The organism is Gemmiger formicilis (genome assembly GCF_900167555.1).
Lineage (GTDB): Bacteria > Bacillota > Clostridia > Oscillospirales > Ruminococcaceae > Gemmiger > Gemmiger formicilis.
This window is the reverse complement of the sequence record NZ_FUYF01000009.1, coordinates 88,805-112,014: the sequence shown is the minus strand read 5'-3', so window position 1 is coordinate 112,014 and position 23,210 is coordinate 88,805. Positions and strand designations below refer to the sequence as shown.

Here is a 23,210-nt window from a genome sequence, read left to right as displayed (position 1 = left end):
CGCGGACATTGATTCCAACGCTGCGCTTTCTCATGCGCTCGCAGCCTCACAGGGGTTCGGGGCTGTCCCCGTAGGCTTTTCGGCGGGTTGCCCTGTGGCAACACTTCGCCCATGCTTGCTTCCCTCAAGCGCTCCGAGTGACGATGGTGACGATGGTGACGGTCTTTCTGGGATACCCCACCCCGATAATTGAGTTATGTCAATATCATCGTCACCATAGAAGTTCAAAAGGCGAACCTTGTTTTTTCGATGGGTTTTATATCGGATGTTTTTCGGTTCAAATACTTTATCGAAATACTTCGCCATGTTGTAGGTGAACTGATTCGGTTTGGCATTTTCGATACCTGCCGTTGCAAGCAACTCGGAGGCTGTTCCCTGCCAGTTTCCGACACTTTCGATGTACTTCGCCGCTTTCCACAAGTAGTCCGGCACAGCCTTGATCTCTCGTTCCTCTGCGGTTTCTTCATCTTCCAAAGTCTAGATGCAATTTTTTCCCGCAAATGCAGCGTTCTATCGTCCATATCGCGTCCGGTAAGCAAAATGTCAGCAGTTTGGCTCATTCGCTAGCGCTGCATAAGTTCACTACCTTTCCGTGCTGTATCATTATTCTGTGTAACCCTCTTAAATACACTTTCCGGGGGAGAAAAAAGAGCCCGGAGGACCTTACCGATTTGGTAAGGCCCTCCGGGCTCTTTCCACATTTTCTCTGTTTCATTCGGGCGTAAGGGTACACTTTCCCCGCAAATCTTGATGTAAATTCAATAAAAATCAAATAATACGCATACTGGCGTCAATCACACGGTTATGTAAATAATAAAAGAAACCGTGTACATCAAAATAAATGCTGAAGAAAAATGTCTAATTTGCCGCTTGCCCCTAGACTTAGAAACATAACAGGCAAGCCGCTGACGACGACCGTACACTGACTCTGCAAGGATCTTACTGATTCCAACCCCTGCGCGGTCACCCCATCTGACGCGTGGGGCAGCAGGAGTATCATTATGCCCTCTCCCCAGTCGCGGGTTATGGTCTGCCTTGACCTTGCTGTGCGCCCCACCGGGAAAGTAAAGTACCTGTTATGCTGTGTATTCAGTTGTAAAGGTGCTATACAGAATAAATCTGTTTGTTTAGTATACCACGAACCGAAGCACGATGCGGGTACCGCAACCTGACATTATCGAGCATTTTGGCAACGCAGATGCCGTGCCGCACACCGAGCCGCAGCGAGGCGCTTCGGAGCGCAACCGCCGCTTGCGGCGGCTCTTGGCGCAGAGATCCGCCGGAGCGTTGCTTAAGCCGTTAGGCGGGAATTGTGCGGTGTTGCCCTAATATCATTGCAGATAATACAGCGGGAACATCATCGGCAGCACAAGGATGGACATCATGCAGAGCAACGCCGCCAAGGGTGTGCCGCATTTTAAGTAGTCCTTCAGCTTATACCCGCCCGGCTCGATGATCATGATCTGGCAGGGCGCGGCCATCGGGGTCATAATGGAAATGCAACTGGCGGTGATAACACCCACCACGGCAGCACGCGGGTCAAGCCCCATCTTAAGACAGGCAGATGTGACGAGAGGAATAAAAATCGTCAGCGTGGCAAGGTTCGACATGACCTGCGTCAGCACAAACGGCACAAGGAAGAATACAGCCATAATCAAGTAGGTATTCGTCGTACCGCCCAGGATTTTGATCATCCAATCCGCCACAACATCGCCGGCGCCTGTTTTCTGGATGGCATCGGACAGCGCCAGCACGCCCGCAAACAGGAAGATCGTCGGCTGGTGGATGGATGCCAGCGCCTCCTTCTCGCTCAGCACGCCCGTCAGCACCAGCAGCACTGCGCCAAGGCAGGCGGTTAGGTACATTTTGATGCCGATGGCATTTTCCAGCAGCATCAGGGCAATCGTTGCCAGAATGATGATCATAGCCAGCTTTTGCTTGGCGGGGCTGATTTTTTCGCTGCCGGTCTGCCCCGATGCGCCATCCGAGAACTTCCCGTTCGGAATATCAGGCATGAGCTTGTAACCGACAAAGGTCATGTACAAAATCGCTGTTGCCAGCATTGGAATGCGCGCCACGGTAAAATCCCAGACGTGCAGCGGGTTGGGCGCACCGGCTTTCATCATAACATCGTTCCACGCCATATTGCTGGCGCCCTGCCCCATAAAGGTCATCTGGGTGGCAATGTTGGCGCACGCCATCGCCGGGTACAGCAGCTTACTGCGGCTGGTGCCGATGTCGTTGGCAATGCCCACCAGCAGCGGGATCATAATGGCTGCCGTTGCCGTGGCGCTGGTGATGGCACCCAAAAACGCCGCCGCTGCGCAGGACAGAAAAATCAGGATCCGCTGGTTGTCCTTGTAGCGCACGACAAGGCTCTGCGCCTTGTCAATGAGGACGGTTTTCGTCAGCCCTGCGCCAATGACAAACATCGCCACAAACATAACGACGTTCGTGTTGATAAACCCGCCGAACGCCTCGGCAGGGGTCATTACGCCTGTTAAAATCAGTGCCAGAATGATGCCGGACGAGATGACGGCAAACGGGATTTTGCCGCTGACAAACGCAAGGATTGTCGCCAGCAGAATGAGCAGAGTAATCTCCAATAGGGTCATAGAATTCCTCCCGGAAACACAAAGGGACGCCCCGCACGAATGCGAAGTGTCCCTTTGTGCGTTTATGGCTGTATAGAGAAATAGTGAATGGCTTATTTGATGAAGCTGACGTGCTTGCAGATCTCCTCGATGGCAGCGTCCTTCTTTTTGTTGAAGTCAACCTTGTTCTTCTCGAACAGGTTGTCGCCATTGGCGTCGATGGAAACGATCAGCGGACCAAACTCCTTGACCTTGCAGCACCAGAGAGTTTCAGGCATACCCAGCTCGTCCCAGTGATGCTCGACAATGCGCTGTACCTCGGTTGCGGCGACAACGGCGCAGCCGGCGGGGAACACGCAGTGGATGGCGCCGAACTCCTTGCAGGCGCGCTCGGTGTTGGGACCCATACCGCCCTTGCCCACGATGACGCGGACACCGGTGTGCTGGGTGAACTCATACTCGAACTTCTCCATGCGCATCGAGGTGGTGGGACCGACAGAAACCATCTCGTAGGCATCGTCCTGACCCTGAATGGGGCGGACAATGGGACCTGCGTGGAAGATGGCCTTGTTGCGGATGTCGTAGGGCAGCTCACGACCGCCCTCGACCAGGCGGCGGTGCGCCACGTCACGGCAGGTCATAAGATCGCCGTCGAGATACACGATGTCACCAATTTTGATGTCAGCCAGATCCTCGGCGCTGACAGGCGTGACCAAAACCTTTTTACCGTCTCTGATTTCTACCATTACAGTTGCACCCCCGAATGAGTCGTTACAGTTGCGTTCAAGTCTTTGTCAAATACCACGTGACCGCGGCGGTGGCTCCAGCAGCCAACGTTGACGGCAACGCCGATGGTGGACGGATGGCGAGCGGTGTTCTCGATATGCACGCCCATGACGGAGTTCTTACCACTCATGCCCTGGGGTCCCAGACCGATGGAGTTGATGCCGTCCTCCAGCAGCTTCTCCATCTCGGCAGCGCGCGGGTTGGGGTTGTGGCTGCCCAAGGGGCGCATCAGCGCCTTCTTGGAGAGCAGCGCGGCGGTTTCCACGCTGGTAGCCACGCCGACACCGACGAGCAGCGGGGGGCAGGCGTTCAGACCGTAGCTGGTCATCTGGTCCAGGACGAACTTGGTCACGCCCTCGTAGCCCATGCCCGGCATCAGCACCATCGCCTTGCCCGGCAGCGTGCAGCCGCCGCCTGCCATGTAGGTGTAGATTTCGCAGTGGTCGTCATCGGGTACGATGTCCCAGAAAACGGTGGGCGTACCCTTGCCGACATTGCGCTTGGTGTTCACTTCGTCGAAGGTTTCCACGCTGTTGTGGCGCAGGGGTGCGGCGAAGGTAGCGCGGACGACGGCCTCCTTCAGCAGAGCCTCCAGCTCACCCATCAGCGGGAAGTTGACGCCGCACTTTACCCAGAACTGCAGCACACCGGTGTCCTGGCAGCAGGGGCGGTTCAGGTCAACAGCCAGCTTCTGGTTGCGCGCCATCGTGTCATAGATGGCGGTTGCCAGCGGGGTGGTCTCCTGCTGACGCAGCTCCTGCAGCTTAGCCTCGACATCGTCGGGCAGCTTCTTGCCGACATAGGCGACGAATTTCGCCATCTTGTCGGTCATGAGTTCAACACTTTGTTCTTTGGTCATGATTGGATGCCTCCTATGTAAATTTCAAATGTTTGTTTATGAGATCATGCGGGGAAGAACGGATACGCTACCGGCAGGATCACCATGCAGATGATAAAGCTGACGAGGATCAGCGGCAGACCTGCCTTGACGTAGTCGATAAATTTGTAGCCGCCGATGCCGACAACCATTGTATTGGCGGGCATACCGATCGGCGTTGCGTAGGCACAGCTGCCTGCAATGACCGTGGCAATGACCACGGCGCGGGGGTCTGCGCCCAAGCCCTGCGCCAGCGACACCGCGATGGGAACCATCAGCGCCGTGGTGGCAGTGTTGGACATAAAGTTGGTCATTGTGCAGGTGATGACAAAGATGACAACCAGCAGGATCAGCGGGTGGACTTCGTTGCCCATAGCGCCGATCAGCGTATCAGCAATCAGGCTGCCCGCGCCGGTATGCTCCAGCGCCGTTGCCAGTGCCAGCGAACCGCCAAAAAGGAACACGGTCTTGAGGTCGATGGACTTCAGTGCCTCTTTTTCGCTGATGACACCGGTCAGGATCAGAATGATGGCGCCAACCGATGCGGACACCTGCAGCTTGATGCCGATCTGCTTTTCAAACACCATCGCGAGAATAGCGATGACCAGCACAGCCAGCGACATATACTGCTTCCACTTGGGAACGTCGGAGTAATCCTTGACTGCGAACTGATCATCCTCCAGCGATGCCGCGCCGCTGTTTTTGGGCAGCAGCTTGTAGCCGAACAAGGCGAAGTAGAGGATGCCCGCCAGCATCATAGGACCGCCGACGATCAGGTACTCAAAGAAGCTCGTTTCGATGCCCAGCTCGTTCAGGGCGCTGACGCCCATCAGGTTGCCCGGCGCACCGATGATGGAGATGTTGCCGCCCAGTGCCGCCGCAAAAACCAGCGGCATCAGCAGGTGGCTGCGGCTGTAACCACTCTCGGCCGCAATGCCGACTACCACAGGAATGAGTACGGCTGCGCTGCCCGTGTTGGACAGGAACCCGGACATAAGACCGGTGATGACCATGATGGCGATGATGAGCTGACGCTCCGATTTGGCGAACTTGGTGACCAGACCACCGATTTTGTTGGCCATGCCGGTTTCAAACAACGCCTGCCCAACCACAAACATAGCCACGCAGAGGATGACATTAGAATCGACGTACCCGGCGAACGCCTGTTTGGGTTCAAGGACGCCGGTCACGCACAGACCCACGGAAACGATCGTGGCTGTCAGGCCCAGAGGAATCTTTTCCAGCACGAACATAATGATCGCAAATGCCAGAAAGCAGAGGGTGATAACTGTGGGATTCACTGGATGTTGCCTCCTTTTTGCTTTGATATTTAATATTGTATCCAAACCATAGGGGAATCTATCACCCGGACGGGCCCCTGTCCGGGTTTTCACGGGGCGGTCGTTCCGGCTGCCCCGATGGATACGGCGGTTTGCGGCAGCAAGGAGAGGAGGTCTGCCGCAAACCAATCTGTGAAACGTCGCGGGTGATAATTGATAATGTATCCAATCGACAATCAGAGAATACACCCAATGACCGAAAATGTCAATAGGGTGTTTTGAAGTTTGTCGAAACTGCAAATTTTGCCGTTATGGTTTTGTGCAGGATGAACAACGCGGCGATTTTTGCAGCCTTGTAAGGGCGAACATCCGGTTTTCCTTACGCCGTCAATCACTCCGCCCTCAAATGCGTCAGCACATTTTCCAAGCTGCGCATGATGTGGGATTCCATCAGATTACCCGCCAGCACCTCATCGCGGGCTTTCAGCGCGTCCAGAATCTTGTAATGCTCGTTCATACTGATTTCAGCGTAGTGCTCCTGCGTGACCTTGTGACCCATGGACAGACCATTCCACAGACTCGACAGCAGTTCTTTCATGGCGTCGTTGTCGGCTGCAGTCCAGATCGCCATGTGGAACGCTTGGTTCTGCGCGCTGTAGCCCGCGCTGTCATTCTGCGCCAGCGCGGACGCTGCCTGTATGTAGGCCAGCTTGACGGGGTCAATGTCTGCCTTTTTGCGGCATACCAATACCACAGCGGCGCGTTCCAGCGCAGCGCGGGTCTCGTAGTGGTCGCGCAAGCGCTTCTCGTTCATACCCAGCACGATGGCTCCGCGGTTGGGGCGCAGCTCGATCAACCCCTCCCGCGCCAGCATCTGGAATGCCTCGCGGATCGGCGTAGACGACACGCCCAGCTGGGCGGCGGTGTCCTTCAGGGTCAATTCTTCGCCCTCGGCAAACTGGTGGCTTAAAATAGCTTCCCGCAGTGCCGCCGCCACACGGTCGCGGGCGGGCAGCATCTGGATGGGATTTAATGGTGCAAGGCTCATACGATAAGCTCCTTTGCGGTCTGTTCGGTCAGATCATCATAGTAACGGCGGATGTGCGGCGCGGTATCCTTCCCCACCGTGAACGCCTCGGCAATGGCGCGGTTGCGCTCGATCAGTGCGGCGGGTTCAGCCGCCCCCAGCGCCTGCGCGGCGTCCAACAACCCTTGCCGCTGGGTGAAAAAGCGCTGATACAGCGTTGGATTGTCCAACACCTCGGCGGCTGCCAAATGGAACTCCGCATCGCACGCCGGGTCGGGCAGCCCCTTTTCCCGCAGGGCGGTGTCTGCCAGCGCGAACAACTCGCACTCCATAGCCGCCAGCACGGCAAAGCTCTGCCGCAGACGCGCGGCGGTCACCCCCACCACCCGCACATGGCGGTTGGGCAGGCGCTCCAGCAGCCCCTCGTTTTGCAGCTGCTGCATCGCCTCGCGCACCGGCAATCGGCTGATACCCAGCTGCGCGGCAATATCCTCCTGTCGCAGCTCGGCACCATCCGGCAGCTCACCCGCGTATATTTCCCGCCGCAGCGCCGCGGCAGCTTGGTCCTTTAAGGAAACAAGAGAAACACTTTTCATCAAGCGCCTCCATATTTGTTGTTTATTAATATTGTATACAAAATCATCCGTTGCGTCAAGTGGCGAGGATCGTATTTTATGCCCCTCCATGCCTGACCACCATTTGACCACTACTGTGCAGTGGTGCTGCAAAATATCGGAAAAGCCTGTTGTGACAACCAACAACAGGCTTTTTCTTGTTTTGGTCGTAACTGTGCAGAACCAGCAAATTTACGTTTCAGCGTCTGTTTACGCCGTCCTGCCGTAGTTCTCCGACGCCAGGTGCCGGGGGTTCGAATCCCTTCGGGCGCACTTAAAAAGAGGCTGCTGCACAAGGAAAAAATCCAAGTGCAGCAGCCTCCTGTGTTGATGAAGGAGAAACGAAGGGAATATCCAGTTACAGGTTCAGTTCAAACTGTTCCACAGTAATGGTTGCCTGACCGTCTGCAGCAAAGGTGATGCCATCGGCGGATTGCGGGGTGTAGATCCACGCTGTCATCGTCTGCTCGCCATCGTTGGCAAAGACCTCCACGCTGTTTTTATCCAGCAGGATACGAAGCTTGAGCGCGCCGTTTTGGCTGCGCACCTTGCAGCTGCGGGTATGCACAATATCGGCGCGGGAACCGGCACAGCTGCGATCCAGCGTCAGCAGCGAGGTGTAGGGGTCATAGGTCAGGCGGGTGTGATACGCTGCATCGGCTGCCAGCTTAACGGTAAAGCTGCGGTATTCGCCCGCTGCCACGGTGACGGTCAGGTCGGCAATGCGCCCGCCGATGTCAGCCAGCGCCGTTTCATTCTGTACGGTCACATCTTCGTGCAGCGTGCGCTTACCGTGGGCGGCATCCAGCTCCCGAACCGGGGTCTGAACGATGCGGCCATCTTTCAAATGCAGCTCGCGCGGGCAGATGGTCTGCCCGAACCACTTGCATCCCTGCGGCTTATCCTCGGTGTCCGACCAGGTTTGCAGCCACGCCGTCATCAGGCGGCGCCCATCGGGTGCCTGTGTGGTTTGGGTGGCGTAAAAGTCGATGCCGCCGTCCACCAGCTGCACCTGTTCACGGGTAAATGTATGGGTTTTCTCATCATAACTGCCGACAAAGGCGATCACATTGTGTCCGTTGTGGAACTCACCGGACGGACGCATTTCCATCGGTCCGACCATCAGTACATGCTTGCCGTCCAGCGGGAAAAAGTCCGGGCACTCCCACATTTTGCCGTACACGTTGTTGTTGCGCGCCAGCACGGTAACAAAATGCCAGTCGAAACCGTCCTTGCTTTGGAACAGTACGGCTGCACCGCTGCCATCCTCGGTCAGGGCAACGGTCACGGCAGAGTAGGTGCCGTCAGCTTCGCGCCAGATCTTCGGGTCACGGAAGTCGAATTTGCTGTATCCTTCAGGCAAATCCTTCTGGGTCAGCACCGGGTTGCAGGCAGGTTTTTCGTAATCCAATCCATCGCCCACAGCAACGCTCTGGGTCTGAATATCCCGCATTTCACCATTCGGCTGCTTTTCGGAAACCACGCTGGTGTACATTAAGAGCTGACGGCCGTCGTCCATTTCGGTGGCCGAGCCGGAGAAGCAGCCGGGGCCGTTATCAGACGTAGAATCCGGAGCAATGGCGCAGGGCAGATACTCCCAATGCAGCAAGTCTGTGCTGACCGCGTGTCCCCAGTGCATCGGACCCCATTGTGTTGCGTAGGGGTTATACTGGTAAAACAGGTGGTATTTCCCATGATAGAAGGAAAAGCCGTTCGGGTCATTCATCCAGCCTACATAAGGGGTCAAGTGGTAGGCAGGGCGCTCTGCCGCAGAAATGGCAGCGCTGTGCTCTTCCTCGTAATCGCGTGCTTTCTGCAAAATTGTACTGCTCATGGATTCCTCCTGGTGTAACTTATTGCTTTGCGTAATAGGCATCAAGATACTTCTGCATAATCGCCAGATAGTCAGACAATCCGTAGGCTTCCAGTTTGTCGAGGTACTCATTCCACTCAGCATCGGTAGTACCGTTCATGATCCAGTTTGCCTTCTGGGTGTTCATGTAGGTTTGGAGATCTGCCTGAAGGTTGGAAACCTGCTCGGTGTCCTCGTTGCTCATAAAAACATTGGGGTAAACATACTTTTTGTTCATATCCGGGGTGTAAACATCCTTGATCCAGTCCAAACGGTACTGTGCATCGTCCGGGCAGGTGACATAAACGCCGTAGTAATCATCCAGAACCGCCAGAGGACCGCCGACGCACTGTGCTTCGCGGACTTCAACGGGGGACGCATCGCCGAGGGGGGCGTGCTTCAGCATCGGCTCGCCCTTATCGTTGGTGGACATTTCAAAGATATTGAAACCGGTTTCATCGCCGTAGGTACCCCAGTTGTTCTGGGGAGACTGCAGGGGTGCATACATCTGGTCGAGCCAGGCACAAACCAGCGCGGGGTTCGATGCCTTGGCGGTGACAACACACTTGCCGCGCCCAAAGCCGCTGGTGAAGGAACCGTTCTGCGGGGTGATATTGCGGGTATCGGCAGTCAGTGCGGGCAGGGGTTCCCAATCGGTCAGGTTGTCGATGTTGGCAACATCCCAGCTAAAGCAGACGCCGTAACGACCGGCCTTGCCTTTAGAAACATAGGTGGACCATTCCTGCGTAAAGCATTCGGGGTCAATGAGGTTTTCAGAATACAGCTTGTGCAGCCAGTCAAGACCTTCACGGTAGCCCTGCTGAGTGGCTGCGCAGATAACCTTCAGGTCATCCGTGACGGCAATGTGGCGGTCCTTATCGGCATCACCATAGCCCTCACCAAAGCCGTTGATCAGGATACTGGGATCCTGGTCACCGTTGTTGACAATGCAGGACATCGGGATGATATCCCCCTCAATGCCAAACTCACTCTTGATGGCATCCGCGTTGTCACGGAAAGCAATCAGTACCTGCTCAAATTCATCCACCGTCGTCGGCATCTCCAGACCCAGGAAATCCAGCCACTTCTTGTTGATGAAGCTCATATTTCCCACCGTCTGGATCGCCGTCTTTTCAGAGCCCAACTGCTCGATCCACGGCAACGCCCAGATATGTCCCTCGGAATCTGTACACATGGTACGGTACTCCGGGTACATCTCAAAAACCTTCTTGAGGTTGGGCATATTGTTGTCGATGTAGTCCTCCAGATTGACAATAACGCCCTGATCTGCGTAGCGCAGCAGGTCACTGTCGCTGAAATCTGCCGTAAAGACAAAATCCGTCAGAGTGCTGGGGTTGGACATATTCAGGGTGATTTTATCGCTCCACTGGTCAGCCTGAATAGCCGTCCAGTCGATATGTACATTGGTGGCTTCCTCAAGACGTTTGAAAATGGTACGGTTGTTCGGATCGGATTCACTGCCGACCGGATAGCTCGTCATACCGGTAAAGGTTACCTGCTCCGCCAGAGGAAACGAAACGGTGCCGGTAACATCTACATTGGCACCCGAATCTTTTCCGCCTCCGGCACCGCCGCCGCAGGCGGCCAGCATCATAGCAGCGCTCGCCAAGGCGCCCATTTTGAGGAAATTGCGGCGTGAAATCAATTTTTTCATTGCGTTTTTCTCCTTTTTTAATATTGCGGCCGGGAAATCCCGGTCGAGTTTTCCTAACGATCAGCCCTTGACGGAGCCCGCCATAATGCCTGCATCAAAATACTTTTGGAAGAAGGGATACATGACCAGCAGCGGCAGGCTGGAAATGATAATGGTTGCATACTTGAGCAGCTCGGCCATTTTTGCGCGTTCAGCCGTGCTTTGAATATCGGCAATCATACCGGATTCAGGCTGGCTTTGGATCAGGATAGAGCGCAGCACCAACTGCAGGGGCTGTTTGGAGGCACTGTTCAGGTAGATCATCGCGTCAAAATAGCTGTTCCACATAGCGACAAACTGCCAAAGAGCAAGCACCGCCACTACCGGCATACAAACCGGCAGCAAGATATTAAAGAAGTAGCGCATTTCGCTGGCACCATCCACATCGGCTGCCTCACGAAGCTCACGCGGGATCCCCTGATAGTAGGTACGAGCAATGATCATATTCCAGACGCTGAATGCACCCGGCAGGATAACCGCCCACATGGAATCCAGCAGACCGATATTGTTGATGAGCAAGTAGGTAGGGATCAGACCACCGTTGAAAAACATCGTGATAACGAATAAGGTGTTGAAAAATTTCTTTCCCTTGAAGTCCGGCAGCGACATCGGATAGGCTGCCAGCATCGTGACGGCAACGGAAATGACGGTAAATATAACCGAATAAAGAACAGCGTTTTTGAAGCCGACCCATATCTGTTTGTCCGAGATGACGCGCTCATAGGCATCCAGGCTCCATTTGCTGAAGTCAAAGGAAATGCCCTTGTTTTGCAATGTGACGGGGTCCATGAACGAAGCGATCACAATGTAAACCATCGGCACAATAATGGCGATGAGAAACACAGCCAACAGTGCATAGCCGCAGTAGAGGATGGCTTTGTCTTGTTTGGTGTAGATCTGCATTCCCGACTTTTTCTTAGACATAGCGGGCACCTCCTTACAAGCCTTGCCCATCGTTCATCTTGGCAACGACTTTGTTTACAGCGATAAGCAATATGACATTGATAACTGTGTTGAACAGACCGACTGCTGTCGAAAAGCTGTAATCACCGTCTAACAGGCCTTTTTTATACACATAAGTGGCGATGATTTCTGCCGAATTCAGGTTCAGATCCGTTTGCAGTGCGTAGGCTTTTTCAAAGCCGATGCTCATAATGTTGCCTGCCTGCAGGATGAACTGAATCACGACCATATCCTTGATGGCGGGCCATTCAACGGTTCGTATTTGCTGAATCAGGTTCGCGCCGTCCAGCATGGCGGCTTCTTTCAGCTCCTGGCTGGCGTTGGAAAGCGCGGCTGTGTACATAATGGAGGACCAACCCGCGCCCTGCCAGATTCCGCTGATGATGTAAATCGGGCGGAAAGCCTCCGGCAATGTCATAAAGTTGATGCCGGTATGAAACAGCCCATTTACAGGACCTGTGACAGACAGCAGAACGCGCACGATACCGCACAGCACGATCACGGAAATAAAGTTGGGCATATACAGGACAAGCTGTACCTTCTGCTTGATCTTATTGCTTTTAATGCGGTTGAGCAGGAAGGCCAACAAAATCGGAATGGGAAAGCCCCACAGCAAGCCATAGACGCTCAGTTTCAAGGTGTTGATCAAATACCGCATGAAATCCGGCGAGGACAGGAACCGCGAAAAGTTCTTGAACCCGACCCATTCGCTGCCCCAGATGCCCTTGAACGGGTTGTATTTTTGGAAGGCAATCAGTACGCCGCCCATAGGAATGTAGCGGAATACAAGGGTCAGCAATACAGCCGGCATCAGAAATAGCAGGTAGAGCTGCCAATGACGCTTAATGTACACCCATGTATTATGCAGTTTACGGTCAACCGCCATGACCGCGCTTTGGGGTGCAACTGACTTTGGTTTCATGAATCATTCTCCTCCTTTTTGATTTCATTGTACCGTTTCTTCCTTGTTTTACATTTGCACAACATGTTCTGCTCAGACCCCCTTGAATGGTGCATTTGTAAAACCCTGTGATTTATTTATACCATCACCAATCGCAAAAGTCAATGGCGTTTTCCTCGTTTTTAAGCGAATTACGGTACATTCGTGCAGCTGCACAAAAACCAGTGCGTGCGAATGTGCAATATGCTGATTTGCGTTTTTACATTTGACTAATTTGTGCATATGCACTATACTGGTATCAGAAACACAGGAATCTCCCGGACGGAGATACCTACAGAATATATTTATTAAAGTACATTTCTTACTTATAGAGTGTACAGAATCGAGGCAGACCATGTCTACCAAAGTCACCATTCAGGATATTGCCAACGAGCTTCAGCTCTCCCGCAATACGGTTTCCAAGGCTATCAACAACACCGGCGTTCTGGCCGATGCCACACGGGAGAAGATCCTGCGCAAGGCTGCCGAAATGGGATACAAGCAATTTTCCTACCTTCCGGTATTTGATGGAAACAGCAACGCCGGGGATGCTTCCATTCTCCCCGTCGATAAGCGGGAAATTGCCATACTGACAACCCGTTTTTTGAATAACTCCCACTTTGCCGCAATGATGTTGGATCGCTTTCAATCAGAGCTTCAGCATCTTCACGCCTGTATGACGATCCACCGCATTTCGCCCGCTGAGCTGGCTGCAAAGGAGCTGCCGTCTTCCTTAAACACAGAGCACACGGCAGGCATCATCTGCTTTGAAGTATTTGACTATGATTACGCCCAGATGCTTTGTACGCTGGGCATTCCGCTTCTTTTTGTGGACACACCCGTGATGGAAATGCGCCCTCCGCTGCAGGCTGATCGGCTGTATATGGAAAACCGTATCGAAATTCAGAACATGATGGCGCAGATGGCACAGCGCGGACGAAAACGTATCGCCTTTGCCGGGGATAAAGAACACTGCCAGTCTTTTCATGAACGTTACCTGGCTTACAAAGATGCAGCCGAGCATTTTGGTATGGCAACCGACTGGCCGACCTGCGCAACGCAAAAAGCACAGCCAAACTATTCAGAGTATCTGTATCAGTCGCTGCGCGGTTGCCCGACCATGCCGGACGCTTTTATCTGCGCCAATGATTTTATAGCAATGGATCTTATCAACGCCTTGCATCGTCTTGGCTATTCCGTTCCGGATGACATCTGGATTTGCGGATTTGATGACAGCCAAGAGGCATCGTATTTTTCACCTCGGCTGACATCCATTCATATTCACGGGCAAATCATGGGGTATGCCGCCGCCAATCTGCTTATGACCCGTATTGAGGAGCCCTCGCTGAATTATCGGACTGTTTATACGGAAACGAATCTGATCCTGCGTGAATCCACAGGAGATTGAGAGGTACAGTATGCGTGACCTGTGGGACAAACCGTGGTTTTCTGTGCTGACAAAGCTGACATACAGCGCCTATCTGAACATTTTGTGGCTTATATGCAGCCTGCCGATTTTTACGATTGGCGCCTCCACTACGGCGCTGTTTTACTGCACATTGAAAATGGCTGAGGATCGTGATGAGGGTCTTACCCGTATGTTCTTCCGTGCGTTTCGCAGCAATTTCAAGCCTGCCACAAAGCTGTGGCTTATCCTGCTGGCACTTGGCTGCTTTTTGGGCGTCGACGGCTTCGTGTTGAGCCGTCTTTGGAACACCAGTGCATTCTGGACGATTTTGACAGCGCTGGTGATCGGTGCTGCCGTGCTGTACGCCATTGTACTGCTCTACGCATTTCCCCTGCTGGCACGTTTTGAAAATGCGACGTTTGGCATTTTAAGGACCTCCTTTGCCGTCGGAGTTCGCTATTTGTTCTGCACCCTGCTGATGGCGTTCATCTACGCTGTCATGGGGTGGATCACAGTTTGCGTATTCGCGCCCGCCTTTCTTTTGGGAATGGGCTTGTGTGCCATGCTATGTTCTTTCCTCTTGGTAAAAATCATTCATCTTATCGGCGGAGATCCCGATGCGGCAGATGAGGAATCGCACGATGAAGAGTGCTGATCTTGCCACCCTGCGCGCTCTGCATGGGCGCAAAAGATGGGAACACATTTGGGCATACTACAAACTCCCCATCATAGGAGTTTTAATCGTTTTGTACATTTTCGGATATGCCGCTTATCGGCATTTCACCAAAAAAGAAGCTGTATTGTACGTTAGCCTTGTGAACATTTCAGCCGGTTCTGATTTGACCGGGCAGCTTACTGACGGCTTTGCCCAAGATGCGCATCTGACAAAAAAGCAGCAGGTCAATCTGCTGACCGGGCTGATTATAAATGAAACTGCCAATGCAGATGAACAATATGTCTATGCCTCTGAGCTGAAGCTGCTGGCTGCTGTCAGCGCACAGCAATTAGATGTTATTCTAATGGACACCGCTGCGCGAGATCAACTGCAAGACGAAGAGTATTTTCTTGATCTGCGTACACTGGATGCAGATTTCAGCAGCTTGGATGAATTGTCTGCCGATGGCGTAACGCTGGATATTTCCGACACACCCCTCATAGCACAAGCCGGTTTCGAGGGATCCGTTTACCTCGGTGTCATTGCAAATGCACCGCATCCGGAGCGCGCAGCTGCCTATATTCGTTATCTTTTGAAGTAGTAAAGCTGCTTCTTTTTGTTCGATACATTCAGCAAGGAGAGATACACATGGATATTGTAACGATTGGTGAAGTTTTGATCGACCTGACCCAGACCGGCAGGGATGAGCGCGGCATTCCGCAGTTTGCGGCAAACCCCGGCGGTGCCCCCGCCAATCTGGCGGTTGCCGCCGCCAAGTTGGGCGCACAGACTACCTTTATCGGCAAGGTTGGCGAGGATGCCTTTGGCCGCTATCTGACCGAGGTTTTGCAGGAAAACAAGGTAGACACCCGCTATATGGTCACCGATGCCGACCACCCCACCACCATGGCAGTCGTGTCGGTGGATGCCTCCGGTGAGCGGGATTTCAGCTTCTACCGCAGTGCCAACGCCGATGTGATGCTGCGCAAAGAGGACATTCCGGAGGAAGCCCTGAATGCAGCCAAAATCGTGCATTTCGGCTCGGTCAGTCTGACCGCCGACCCCGCCCGCACCGCCACGTTGGACGCCGCCGCCCGTGCCAAAAAGCTGGGGGCAATCATCACCTACGACCCCAACTACCGCGCCAACCTTTGGCACAGCGAGGAAGAAGCGATTGCACAGATGAAAGCTCCCCTGCCGCTGGTGGATATCCTGAAGGTTTCGGACGAGGAGCTGCCCCTGCTGACCAGCACCACCGACTGCGAAAACGGTACGGCGCAGCTGGCACAAAACGGCATTCGGCTGATTTTTGTCACCTTGGGTGCAAACGGTGTGTTCTACCGCTTTGGAGAGAAAACCGGTCATGTAGCCGGTGTTCCCTGCAAGGTGGGTGACACCAACGGTGCAGGCGACACCTTCTTTGGGGCAGTGCTGTCCAAGCTGTGCAAGGAGGATTTGAACTCCCTGACGGCGGACAAATTGGAAAGCATTCTGGCTTTTGCCAACAAAGCGGCCAGCATCACCACCAGCCGCCGCGGTGCCATCCCCGCCATGCCCACCCTGACAGAAGTGGAGGGCTGACCCATGGCGCAGGAATTTTCCGCACGATTTGCCCGCCATAAGGACGAGCTGGAATGGCTGTTCATGGAGCTGTACAACAACCGGGAAGGGTTGGAGGTTCTGGAACGGGAGATGGCAGATGCCTACGACGCCCGCAGCGCCGAGCTGAAGGCGCTGGACAAAGCCCGTGCCGCCGACCCGAACTGGTACAAGCGGGGCAATATGTTCGGCATGACGATGTACACCGACCTATTTGCCGGAAATTTGAAAGAATTGGCAAAGAAGCTGCCCTATTTCAAGGAGCAAAAGCTGACCTATCTGCACCTGATGCCTTTACTGCAGATGCCCCACCCGCACAACGATGGCGGCTATGCGGTGGAGGATTTCGATACCGTGGACCCGGCTCTCGGCACGAATAAAGACCTCGAAAATCTGACCCGCGAACTGCGCAAGGTCGGCATCAGCCTGTGTCTGGATTTTGTTATGAACCATACTGCCAGCACCCACCGCTGGGCCATGGCGGCCAAGGCGGGCGACCCGTGGTTTCAAGCCTACTACCACCTGTTTGATGACCGCACCATCCCGGACCAGTACGAGCAGACCGTGCCGCAGGTATTTCCCAACACCGCGCCCGGCAACTTTACCTGGTGCGGGGAGATGCACAAGTGGGTGCTGACCACCTTCCACGACTACCAGTGGGATCTGAACTACGCAAACCCGGCGGTGTTCGTGGACATGACCAAAAGTATTCTGCATCTGGCCAATCTGGGTGTGGAGGTGTTCCGCATTGACGCAGTGCCTTACATTTGGAAGCAGCTTGGCACGACCTGCCGCAATTTACCGCAGGTACATACCATCGTGCGGATGCTGCGCATGGTGCTGGAATGTGTCTGCCCCGCGGTCATCCTCAAGGGCGAAGTGGTCATGGCGCCCAAGGAGCTGGCGGCGTACTTTGGCACACCCGAAAAGCCGGAATGTCACATGCTTTACAATGTGTCCACCATGGTCAACCTGTGGGCTGCCTTGGCAAGCCGCGACACTCGCCTGCTGAAGGCACAGCTGGACGCCCTGCACGCCCTGCCGGGCAACTGCTGGTTTGTAAACTATCTGCGCTGCCACGATGATATCGGCTGGGGTCTGGATGAAGCGGCTGAGAACCGTTTTGACATTGACCCCCAAAAGCACAAGGAGTATCTCTACCATTTTTATGCGGGCGATTTCCCCGGAAGCTGGGCAAAGGGCGAGCTGTACAACTACGACCCCGCCACCGGCGATGCCCGCAGCTGCGGCACCACCGCCAGCCTGTGCGGCGTGGAGCAGGCGCTGGAATCGGGCGATGTGATTGCGCTGGACTACGCAGTCCGCCGCGACCTGATGCTGCATAGCGTCATGGCATTTTTGCAGGGATTTCCGATGCTGAACTCCGGCGACGAGATTGCCCAGCTCAACGGCTGGGATTATAAGTCCGACCCCAATCGGGCAGACGACAGCCGCAACCTGCACCGCAGTGCGTTTAACTGGGAAAACGCAAAACAGCGCACCCAAAAGGGTACGCTGCCGAACAAGCTGTGGCAGGGCATGGAAGAACTGCGCAAAATGCGAGCAGACGAGTGCTTTGCCCCGGATGCGTGGGTAACCACATGGGACACCCACAACCCCGGCGTCCTGGCACTGGTACGCAAGCACGGCGAGGAAACGCTGGTGGGGCTGTTCAACTTTACCGAGTACCCTGCCGGGGCCTGTCTTGACGCTTTGGGCGGCAGCTACCGTTCCGCAGACGGTCAGCCCGTCTGGCTGGCGGATGTAGAACTGGAACCGTATCAGGCACTGCTCGTGAAGAATGTATAAGCCTTGAGGCAGACATATATCCCCGTTCGGCTGCACCATCCATGCAGGTGGTTATGAAATGATTGTCAGGCATTTTACGTTTATGCCTTCAGAATTGGTCTAATTAGGAGTTTTCTTCCTTTCCGTGTTGTATCGTTATTCTGTGTAACCCATTTGCATGCACTTTCCGGCGAGAAAAAAGAGCCTGGAGAACCTTACCGATTTGGTAAGGCCCTCCGGGCTCTTTTTACTCCAGTCATTATCAGTCGGTCAATAGCAAGCGCAAATTGCTTACGAGACGTGCACAATTCACGGCGACAAGCCACCTATGACGGATTCCATCAGCAGGGCTTGCTCATCATCCAAAACTGCAATCCGTTATCTGCGGCGCTCGTAAAGTGATATTCTCTCCATCACTTCCCGCTTTCGGGGAAGATGATTTTGTTGACAAAGAAGAAAATGACCATAGACACGCCGCCGTTCAAAACCGTCGTGCCGATGTTATAAATAAAGTCCGGCACCAGCAGCCCGGCTACGGCAACCCATACGCAGTTGATGGAGTTGACGATGCAGGTGATGACGCAGAAAGCCACCACATACCACGCAATCTGCTTGCCTAAATTGCCCTTACTGCGGAACACGAAATTGCGCTGGATCGGGAAGTTGATGCACTCACCAATCACCATAGCAATCATGTAAGCGCAAAAGTACGGCAGACCGCCGTGGGCGGCATCGTAGCCGAGGATGTTCCACTTGAAGGTTTCCCCAAACAGGGTCACATCCACGCCGGGCCAGCCGAAATCCACCACCGGTAGACTGCTGAACGCAGCGGGCAGAAATTGCAGCAGCAGATACTTGAACACGGTAATCAGGTTCGACACGATGACGAACAGACCGCCCTCGCGCACCCACTTGGCTGCGGCGGGGTGTTTTGCCGCAAAATTATTCCAAAACTGCATAATGCAACCTCCATCAGGCGCCGCGCAGACGCTTTTCCATCTGCGCATTCAGCACCACATTCTTAATCGCTTCATAAATCACCCGCACAAGACCCAGGATCCAGAAGCCCTGCAATTCCATGACAATGCCGTCCACCATGCCCATGCTGATGGCGCCGTTCGTCATCTTTGCCAAGGCGCGAAGGGGCATATTGTACTGGAACAAGATGTTCAGGTCCGGCTTGCCGCGTTTATAACTGGCATCCAGCAGGATCGTCAACACAAGCCAGACAAGCCAACCCAGCGGGCTGCGTGCGTGGTTCAGTTCGCCCAAGGTCAGATTGCGGTCAATTTTGGTTTTGCCATTCGGGATGGGATGCCCCAACAGCTTTTCAAAGTCTGCATCGGAAACGTGCAGCACATCGCCCTTATAATAGCAATCCAAGTCCCTATCCTCATACGGATGCACGGCAGCCGTTCCATGCACGGAGATTTTCTCGCACAGCCGGATGTCCTCCACACTTGCGCCGACAAACAGCTCGTACTCGCCGCCCTCGATTTCCCAGCGGTTAGCCTTGACATTCCAGAAACGGAACGCCTTGTCGTCCAGCGTAATGGTGATGCGCTGTTTCTCACCGGGGGCAAGCGTTACGCGGGCAAAGCCTTTCAGTTCCTTTGCAGGGCGGAAAAGCTCACTGTTCTTTTTAGCAACATACAGCTGCACAATTTCCGTGCCTGCCACACTGCCGGTGTTCGTTACGGTAAGGCTGACCTGTTGTTCGTTGGCAACCAAATCACTGTACGCAAACGTCGTGTAGCTCATGCCATAGCCAAACGGGAAGCGCACAGCTTTTTCCGCCGTGGTAAAGTAGCGGTAGCCGATGTACAGCCCCTCGCGGTACTCCACGGTCTTGCGGCGGGTGGCAAAGTCGGCGGCGCTGGGGACGTCGGCGTAGGCCAACGGCCATGTTTCTGCCAGCTTGCCGCAGGGGTTGACCTTGCCAATCAGGGCATCCGCAACGGCTCCCGCCCCCGCCTGACCGCCTAAGGCGGCATACAACAGGGCTTGGCAGTTGTCCAGCCACGGCGTTTCGACTACGCTGCCGCTGTACAATACCACGACAATTTTCGGGTTGACAGCCGCCACAGCCTGCAGCAGATCCACCTGATTTTGCGCAAGGTGCAGATTGCTGCGGTCAAGGCCCTCACTCTCGGCGATTTCATCCAGACCCATGCACAAAATAACTGTATCCGCCTGTGTCGCCAGTTCGCAGGCGGACTTCTGCAAAGCAGCATCCGGCTTACCGTGGCGGTCAAAGCCCTGCTGATACCCGATGACGTTCAACTCGGAGTCGATCAGCTTATCCAGCAGCACATCCACCTGTGTCGAGTTCACCATGCTGGAGCCTGCGCCCTGGTAGCGCGGATTTTTGGCAAAGTCGCCGATGACAGCCACCTTGCTACCCGCCGCCAACGGCAGCAAAGAGCCCTCGTTTTTCAGCAGCACAAGGCTTTCCGCGGCGGCGCGGCGGGCAAGCGCATGATGAGCTGCCGCATCAAACTCGCGCGGGGCAGCGTCCAGCGCAGCCTTGGTATCAAACACCAGCGGCAGCAGCTCTGACAGGCGGGCGTCGATGTCGGATTCAGAGATCTTCCCGCTTTCCACCGCCGCCAGCAGTTCGCGCACGCTGTCCCCGCCGGGCGCAGGCATTTCCAGCGTGGAGCCGTTTTTCACGCCCAGCGCGTGGTCGTTGCTTCCGCCCCAGTCGGTGATGACCGCGCCGTCAAAGCCCCACTCACCGCGCAAAATCTCCATGAGCAGGTGCTTATTCTCGTTGGCATACGTACCGTTCACAAGATTGTACGACGACATAATGCTGCGGGGATGCCCCTCTTTGACGGCAATTTCAAACCCGGTCAGGTAGATTTCCCGCAGGGTGCGCTCGTCCACGATGGAATCCGAAGCCATACGCCGCGTTTCCTGACTGTTGACGGCAAAGTGCTTCGGGCAGGCGGCTACGCCCTTGGACTGGATGCCGCGAATATATCCCGCTGCAAGCTTGCCCGCGAGATACGGGTCCTCGGAGAAATACTCAAAGCTGCGCCCGCACAGCGGGTTGCGCTTCATGTTAAGCCCCGGTCCCAACACCACCGACACTTCCTGCGCAGCGGCTTCCTCGCCCAAGGCTGCGCCGATTTCTTCGCCCAGCGCGGCATCCCAGCTGTTTGCAACAGCCGACGCCGTGGGGAAGCAGGTGGCGGGAACACTGGGGTTCAGCCCCAAGTGGTCGCTCTCCCCCGCCTGCTTGCGCAAGCCGTGGGGACCGTCCGACAGCCAGATCTGCGGGATGCCGTGTTCGGGCATACCCCGCGTTTTGAAGGTTTCCGCGCCGGAAAGCAGGGCGCATTTTTCTTCCAAGGTCAATTTTTTCAGCAAAAGTTCTGTATTTTGCATATATTTTTTCCCTTCTCATAAGAAAAGCCGCATCCAACGCCTGCAAGCAGACATCAGACGCGGCTTTTATTCAGCAGTTGTTAGAGCAAAGAATGCTTACTCTGCCGCCAGCGTGACCACAGCCTCGTTGATGGAGTAGGTGGTGCTGGAGCCCCAGCCGGAGACGATTTCGTCGTGGGCGGGGATGGTCAGCTGCTTGCTGCCGTCCTCACCCTCGGTGATGGGCACCGTCAAGGCATCGCTGCTGTTCAGGGTCATGGTAAGGGCATCGTCCTGCGCATCCACCAGCGTGCCGGTGATGGATGCAGAGCCGTCGGCGGCAGTCAGCGTGCAGACCTTGTGGGAGTAATCCACCAGCAGCACGGCATCCGTTGCGGTGGGCGTCTCACCCTGCACCAGCTCATAGCTGCCCGTGTACTGCTCGGTGACCAGATCCTCGACCTGCACTTCAAACGTAGCGGTTGCACCCAGGAAGGAGGCCGTCACGGTCTTGGTGCCTGTGGTGTCGCTGTCGTAACCGGTGAAGGTCAAGCGACCGCCCCAGATGGACTCCTCCGCACCGTTGGCGCGGGTAGCCGTCACAACCAGCTCAGCCGGGTTGAAGGTGTCACCCGTGTAGAAAGTGCGCAGGTTGGAGGCATCGATCGTCAGGCTCTTGGCAGGGGCATAGGGCTGACCGTAGATGTTGATGTTGCGGGTGATCCTACCGCCAAAAACGCCATAGCTCAGGCTGGCTTCCATGCTGTATGCGCCGTGGTCGGTGTCAAAGACGAAGATATCCGCATCCGCGCCGCCATCCACATTGGTGGGGCGCACAGTGCCGTCGGCGTCCTGATTGCCCAGCAGATGAATGACGAAGTTCTTCTCGCCGTTTTCATCGTAGTTGTACCAGTAGCCGTAAACATGGGAGATCGAGTCGCTACCCACGGAGGTGCTGGGACCGCTGAAGGAACCCCACATCGAACCGTCGGTGTAGCAGTACATATCCAGACAGGCCGGATCCACGATGGTGCCGAAGCCTTCGGTGTACTGACCCTCGAAGAAGTAGGCGACTTCCCCGTTCGGCTCCTTGGCTTCCCAGGTTTCCTGCGGGATGGCAATCAGGTCATCCAGCGTCTTGGAAACATACTCGTTATCGTTGTAGTTCATAACGGGACCATCGGCAGAAGTCTGCGCCGCATCGGGGGCAACCTCCGCATTGTCGGCCGAGGGCAGGCTGCTGCTCTGCAGGGAGAAACCGCCCACGCAGACCGCAGCGACCACGACCACCGCACCGGCGGCAGCAAGCTGTTTTCCGGTGGCTTTTGCCTCGCCGGTTTTCGTCTGCTTGCAGAAGCAGGCAATCACACTGAGCAGGCAGGCAATGAAAGTGCCGACCATATAAAACACGCACAGACCGGCGTTGCCGCCCGCAAAGGTGACATGGTTGATGACGTCGGCAAAGACGAAATACAACTGCACAACGACAAGATACAGGGCAATGTTATAAATGACCGCCTGAATCAGCGCGCTGAACGGAACGGAAACAAAGAAGAAAACGAGCGAAGCGGCAGCACCGACCAGCAGCACCACGCCGGGCATCGTGCCGGAGTGGCCCAGAGGGGCGGCCGTGGCCTGTGTGGACAGGAATACAATGCCGGTGATCAGCGCGACCAGCGCTGCGGCAAGGCAGAACCAGCTGCCCAGCCCTTTATTTTTCAAGCCTTTATTCATCAGGTTC

19 protein-coding genes are annotated in these 23,210 nt (G+C 55.0%); 5 read left to right on the top strand and 14 right to left on the bottom strand.

All coding sequences use genetic code 11. The annotated features are described in order from the left end of the window. Positions 1-30 precede the first annotated feature (30 nt). The 11 genes from B5D32_RS14920 to B5D32_RS09080 form a co-directional block, all read right to left on the bottom strand. Entirely contained in the window at positions 31-474 is a 444-nt protein-coding gene (locus B5D32_RS14920; RefSeq protein WP_143402723.1) for a hypothetical protein, read from the bottom strand. Between the two features lie 857 nt (positions 475-1,331). Then, positions 1,332-2,615 carry an SLC13 family permease gene (locus B5D32_RS09125; protein ID WP_078784750.1) on the bottom strand — a complete coding sequence of 428 codons (1,284 nt, stop codon included), beginning with the start codon at positions 2,613-2,615 and terminating at the stop codon, positions 1,332-1,334. A 92-nt stretch (positions 2,616-2,707) separates the two neighbouring features. Further along, the gene (gene ttdB / locus B5D32_RS09120) at positions 2,708-3,340 is read right to left on the bottom strand and encodes a L(+)-tartrate dehydratase subunit beta (RefSeq protein WP_078784749.1); all 633 of its coding nucleotides are present in this window, start codon (positions 3,338-3,340) and stop codon (positions 2,708-2,710) included. Continuing rightward, positions 3,340-4,239, bottom strand: a complete 900-nt coding sequence (ttdA, locus tag B5D32_RS09115) for a L(+)-tartrate dehydratase subunit alpha (RefSeq protein ID WP_078784748.1) — start codon at positions 4,237-4,239, stop codon at positions 3,340-3,342. Before ttdA ends, ttdB begins: the two co-directional genes overlap by 1 nt. A gap of 44 nt (positions 4,240-4,283) precedes the next feature. Continuing rightward, entirely contained in the window at positions 4,284-5,558 is a 1,275-nt protein-coding gene (locus B5D32_RS09110) for an SLC13 family permease (protein ID WP_078784747.1), read from the bottom strand. Between the two features lie 370 nt (positions 5,559-5,928). Next, positions 5,929-6,585: a GntR family transcriptional regulator gene (locus B5D32_RS09105; RefSeq protein ID WP_078784746.1), complete on the bottom strand. Its 657-nt coding sequence runs from the start codon at positions 6,583-6,585 to the stop codon at positions 5,929-5,931. Next, on the bottom strand, positions 6,582-7,160 hold the full coding sequence (locus tag B5D32_RS09100) for a GntR family transcriptional regulator (protein WP_159447018.1): 579 nt from the start codon (positions 7,158-7,160) through the stop codon (positions 6,582-6,584). Before B5D32_RS09100 ends, B5D32_RS09105 begins: the two co-directional genes overlap by 4 nt. A 376-nt stretch (positions 7,161-7,536) precedes the next feature. Then, positions 7,537-9,012 (bottom strand): glycoside hydrolase family 32 protein, encoded by a 1,476-nt coding sequence (locus tag B5D32_RS09095; protein ID WP_078784744.1) that lies wholly within the window; start codon positions 9,010-9,012, stop codon positions 7,537-7,539. Between the two features lie 19 nt (positions 9,013-9,031). Next, positions 9,032-10,705 carry an extracellular solute-binding protein gene (locus B5D32_RS09090; RefSeq protein ID WP_078784743.1) on the bottom strand — a complete coding sequence of 558 codons (1,674 nt, stop codon included), beginning with the start codon at positions 10,703-10,705 and terminating at the stop codon, positions 9,032-9,034. A gap of 60 nt (positions 10,706-10,765) precedes the next feature. Next, on the bottom strand, positions 10,766-11,698 hold the full coding sequence (locus tag B5D32_RS09085; RefSeq protein ID WP_143402721.1) for a carbohydrate ABC transporter permease: 933 nt from the start codon (positions 11,696-11,698) through the stop codon (positions 10,766-10,768). Then, positions 11,682-12,593, bottom strand: a complete 912-nt coding sequence (locus B5D32_RS09080; protein WP_242943428.1) for an ABC transporter permease — start codon at positions 12,591-12,593, stop codon at positions 11,682-11,684. The genes B5D32_RS09085 and B5D32_RS09080 overlap by 17 nt, the downstream gene beginning before the upstream one ends. Before the next feature lie 409 nt (positions 12,594-13,002). On the opposite strand from B5D32_RS09080, the gene B5D32_RS09075 reads away from it, so the two are divergent. From B5D32_RS09075 to B5D32_RS09055, 5 genes are read left to right on the top strand one after another with little or no spacing between them, the layout of a single operon-like run. Then, on the top strand, positions 13,003-14,055 hold the full coding sequence (locus B5D32_RS09075) for a LacI family DNA-binding transcriptional regulator (protein WP_078784740.1): 1,053 nt from the start codon (positions 13,003-13,005) through the stop codon (positions 14,053-14,055). Between the two features lie 10 nt (positions 14,056-14,065). Then, a complete protein-coding gene (locus B5D32_RS09070) occupies positions 14,066-14,710 on the top strand; it encodes a YesL family protein (protein ID WP_078784739.1) in 645 nt (214 codons plus the stop codon). Beyond that, complete coding sequence (locus B5D32_RS09065; RefSeq protein ID WP_078784738.1) at positions 14,697-15,311, top strand: hypothetical protein; 615 nt, start codon at positions 14,697-14,699, stop codon at positions 15,309-15,311. The genes B5D32_RS09070 and B5D32_RS09065 overlap by 14 nt, the downstream gene beginning before the upstream one ends. A gap of 47 nt (positions 15,312-15,358) precedes the next feature. Beyond that, complete coding sequence (locus B5D32_RS09060) at positions 15,359-16,291, top strand: carbohydrate kinase family protein (RefSeq protein ID WP_078784737.1); 933 nt, start codon at positions 15,359-15,361, stop codon at positions 16,289-16,291. A 3-nt stretch (positions 16,292-16,294) separates the two neighbouring features. Then, entirely contained in the window at positions 16,295-18,118 is a 1,824-nt protein-coding gene (locus tag B5D32_RS09055; RefSeq protein WP_078784736.1) for an amylosucrase, read from the top strand. Between the two features lie 392 nt (positions 18,119-18,510). Here B5D32_RS09055 and B5D32_RS09050 read toward each other — a convergent pair whose 3' ends face one another. The 3 genes from B5D32_RS09050 to B5D32_RS09040 form a co-directional block, all read right to left on the bottom strand. Continuing rightward, the gene (locus tag B5D32_RS09050) at positions 18,511-19,056 is read right to left on the bottom strand and encodes a GtrA family protein (protein ID WP_078784735.1); all 546 of its coding nucleotides are present in this window, start codon (positions 19,054-19,056) and stop codon (positions 18,511-18,513) included. Positions 19,057-19,069: 13 nt separating this feature from the next. Further along, entirely contained in the window at positions 19,070-21,490 is a 2,421-nt protein-coding gene (locus tag B5D32_RS09045; RefSeq protein ID WP_078784734.1) for a glycoside hydrolase family 3 C-terminal domain-containing protein, read from the bottom strand. Between the two features lie 96 nt (positions 21,491-21,586). Continuing rightward, a complete protein-coding gene (locus B5D32_RS09040; RefSeq protein ID WP_078784733.1) occupies positions 21,587-23,203 on the bottom strand; it encodes a bacterial Ig-like domain-containing protein in 1,617 nt (538 codons plus the stop codon). Positions 23,204-23,210 lie beyond the last annotated feature (7 nt).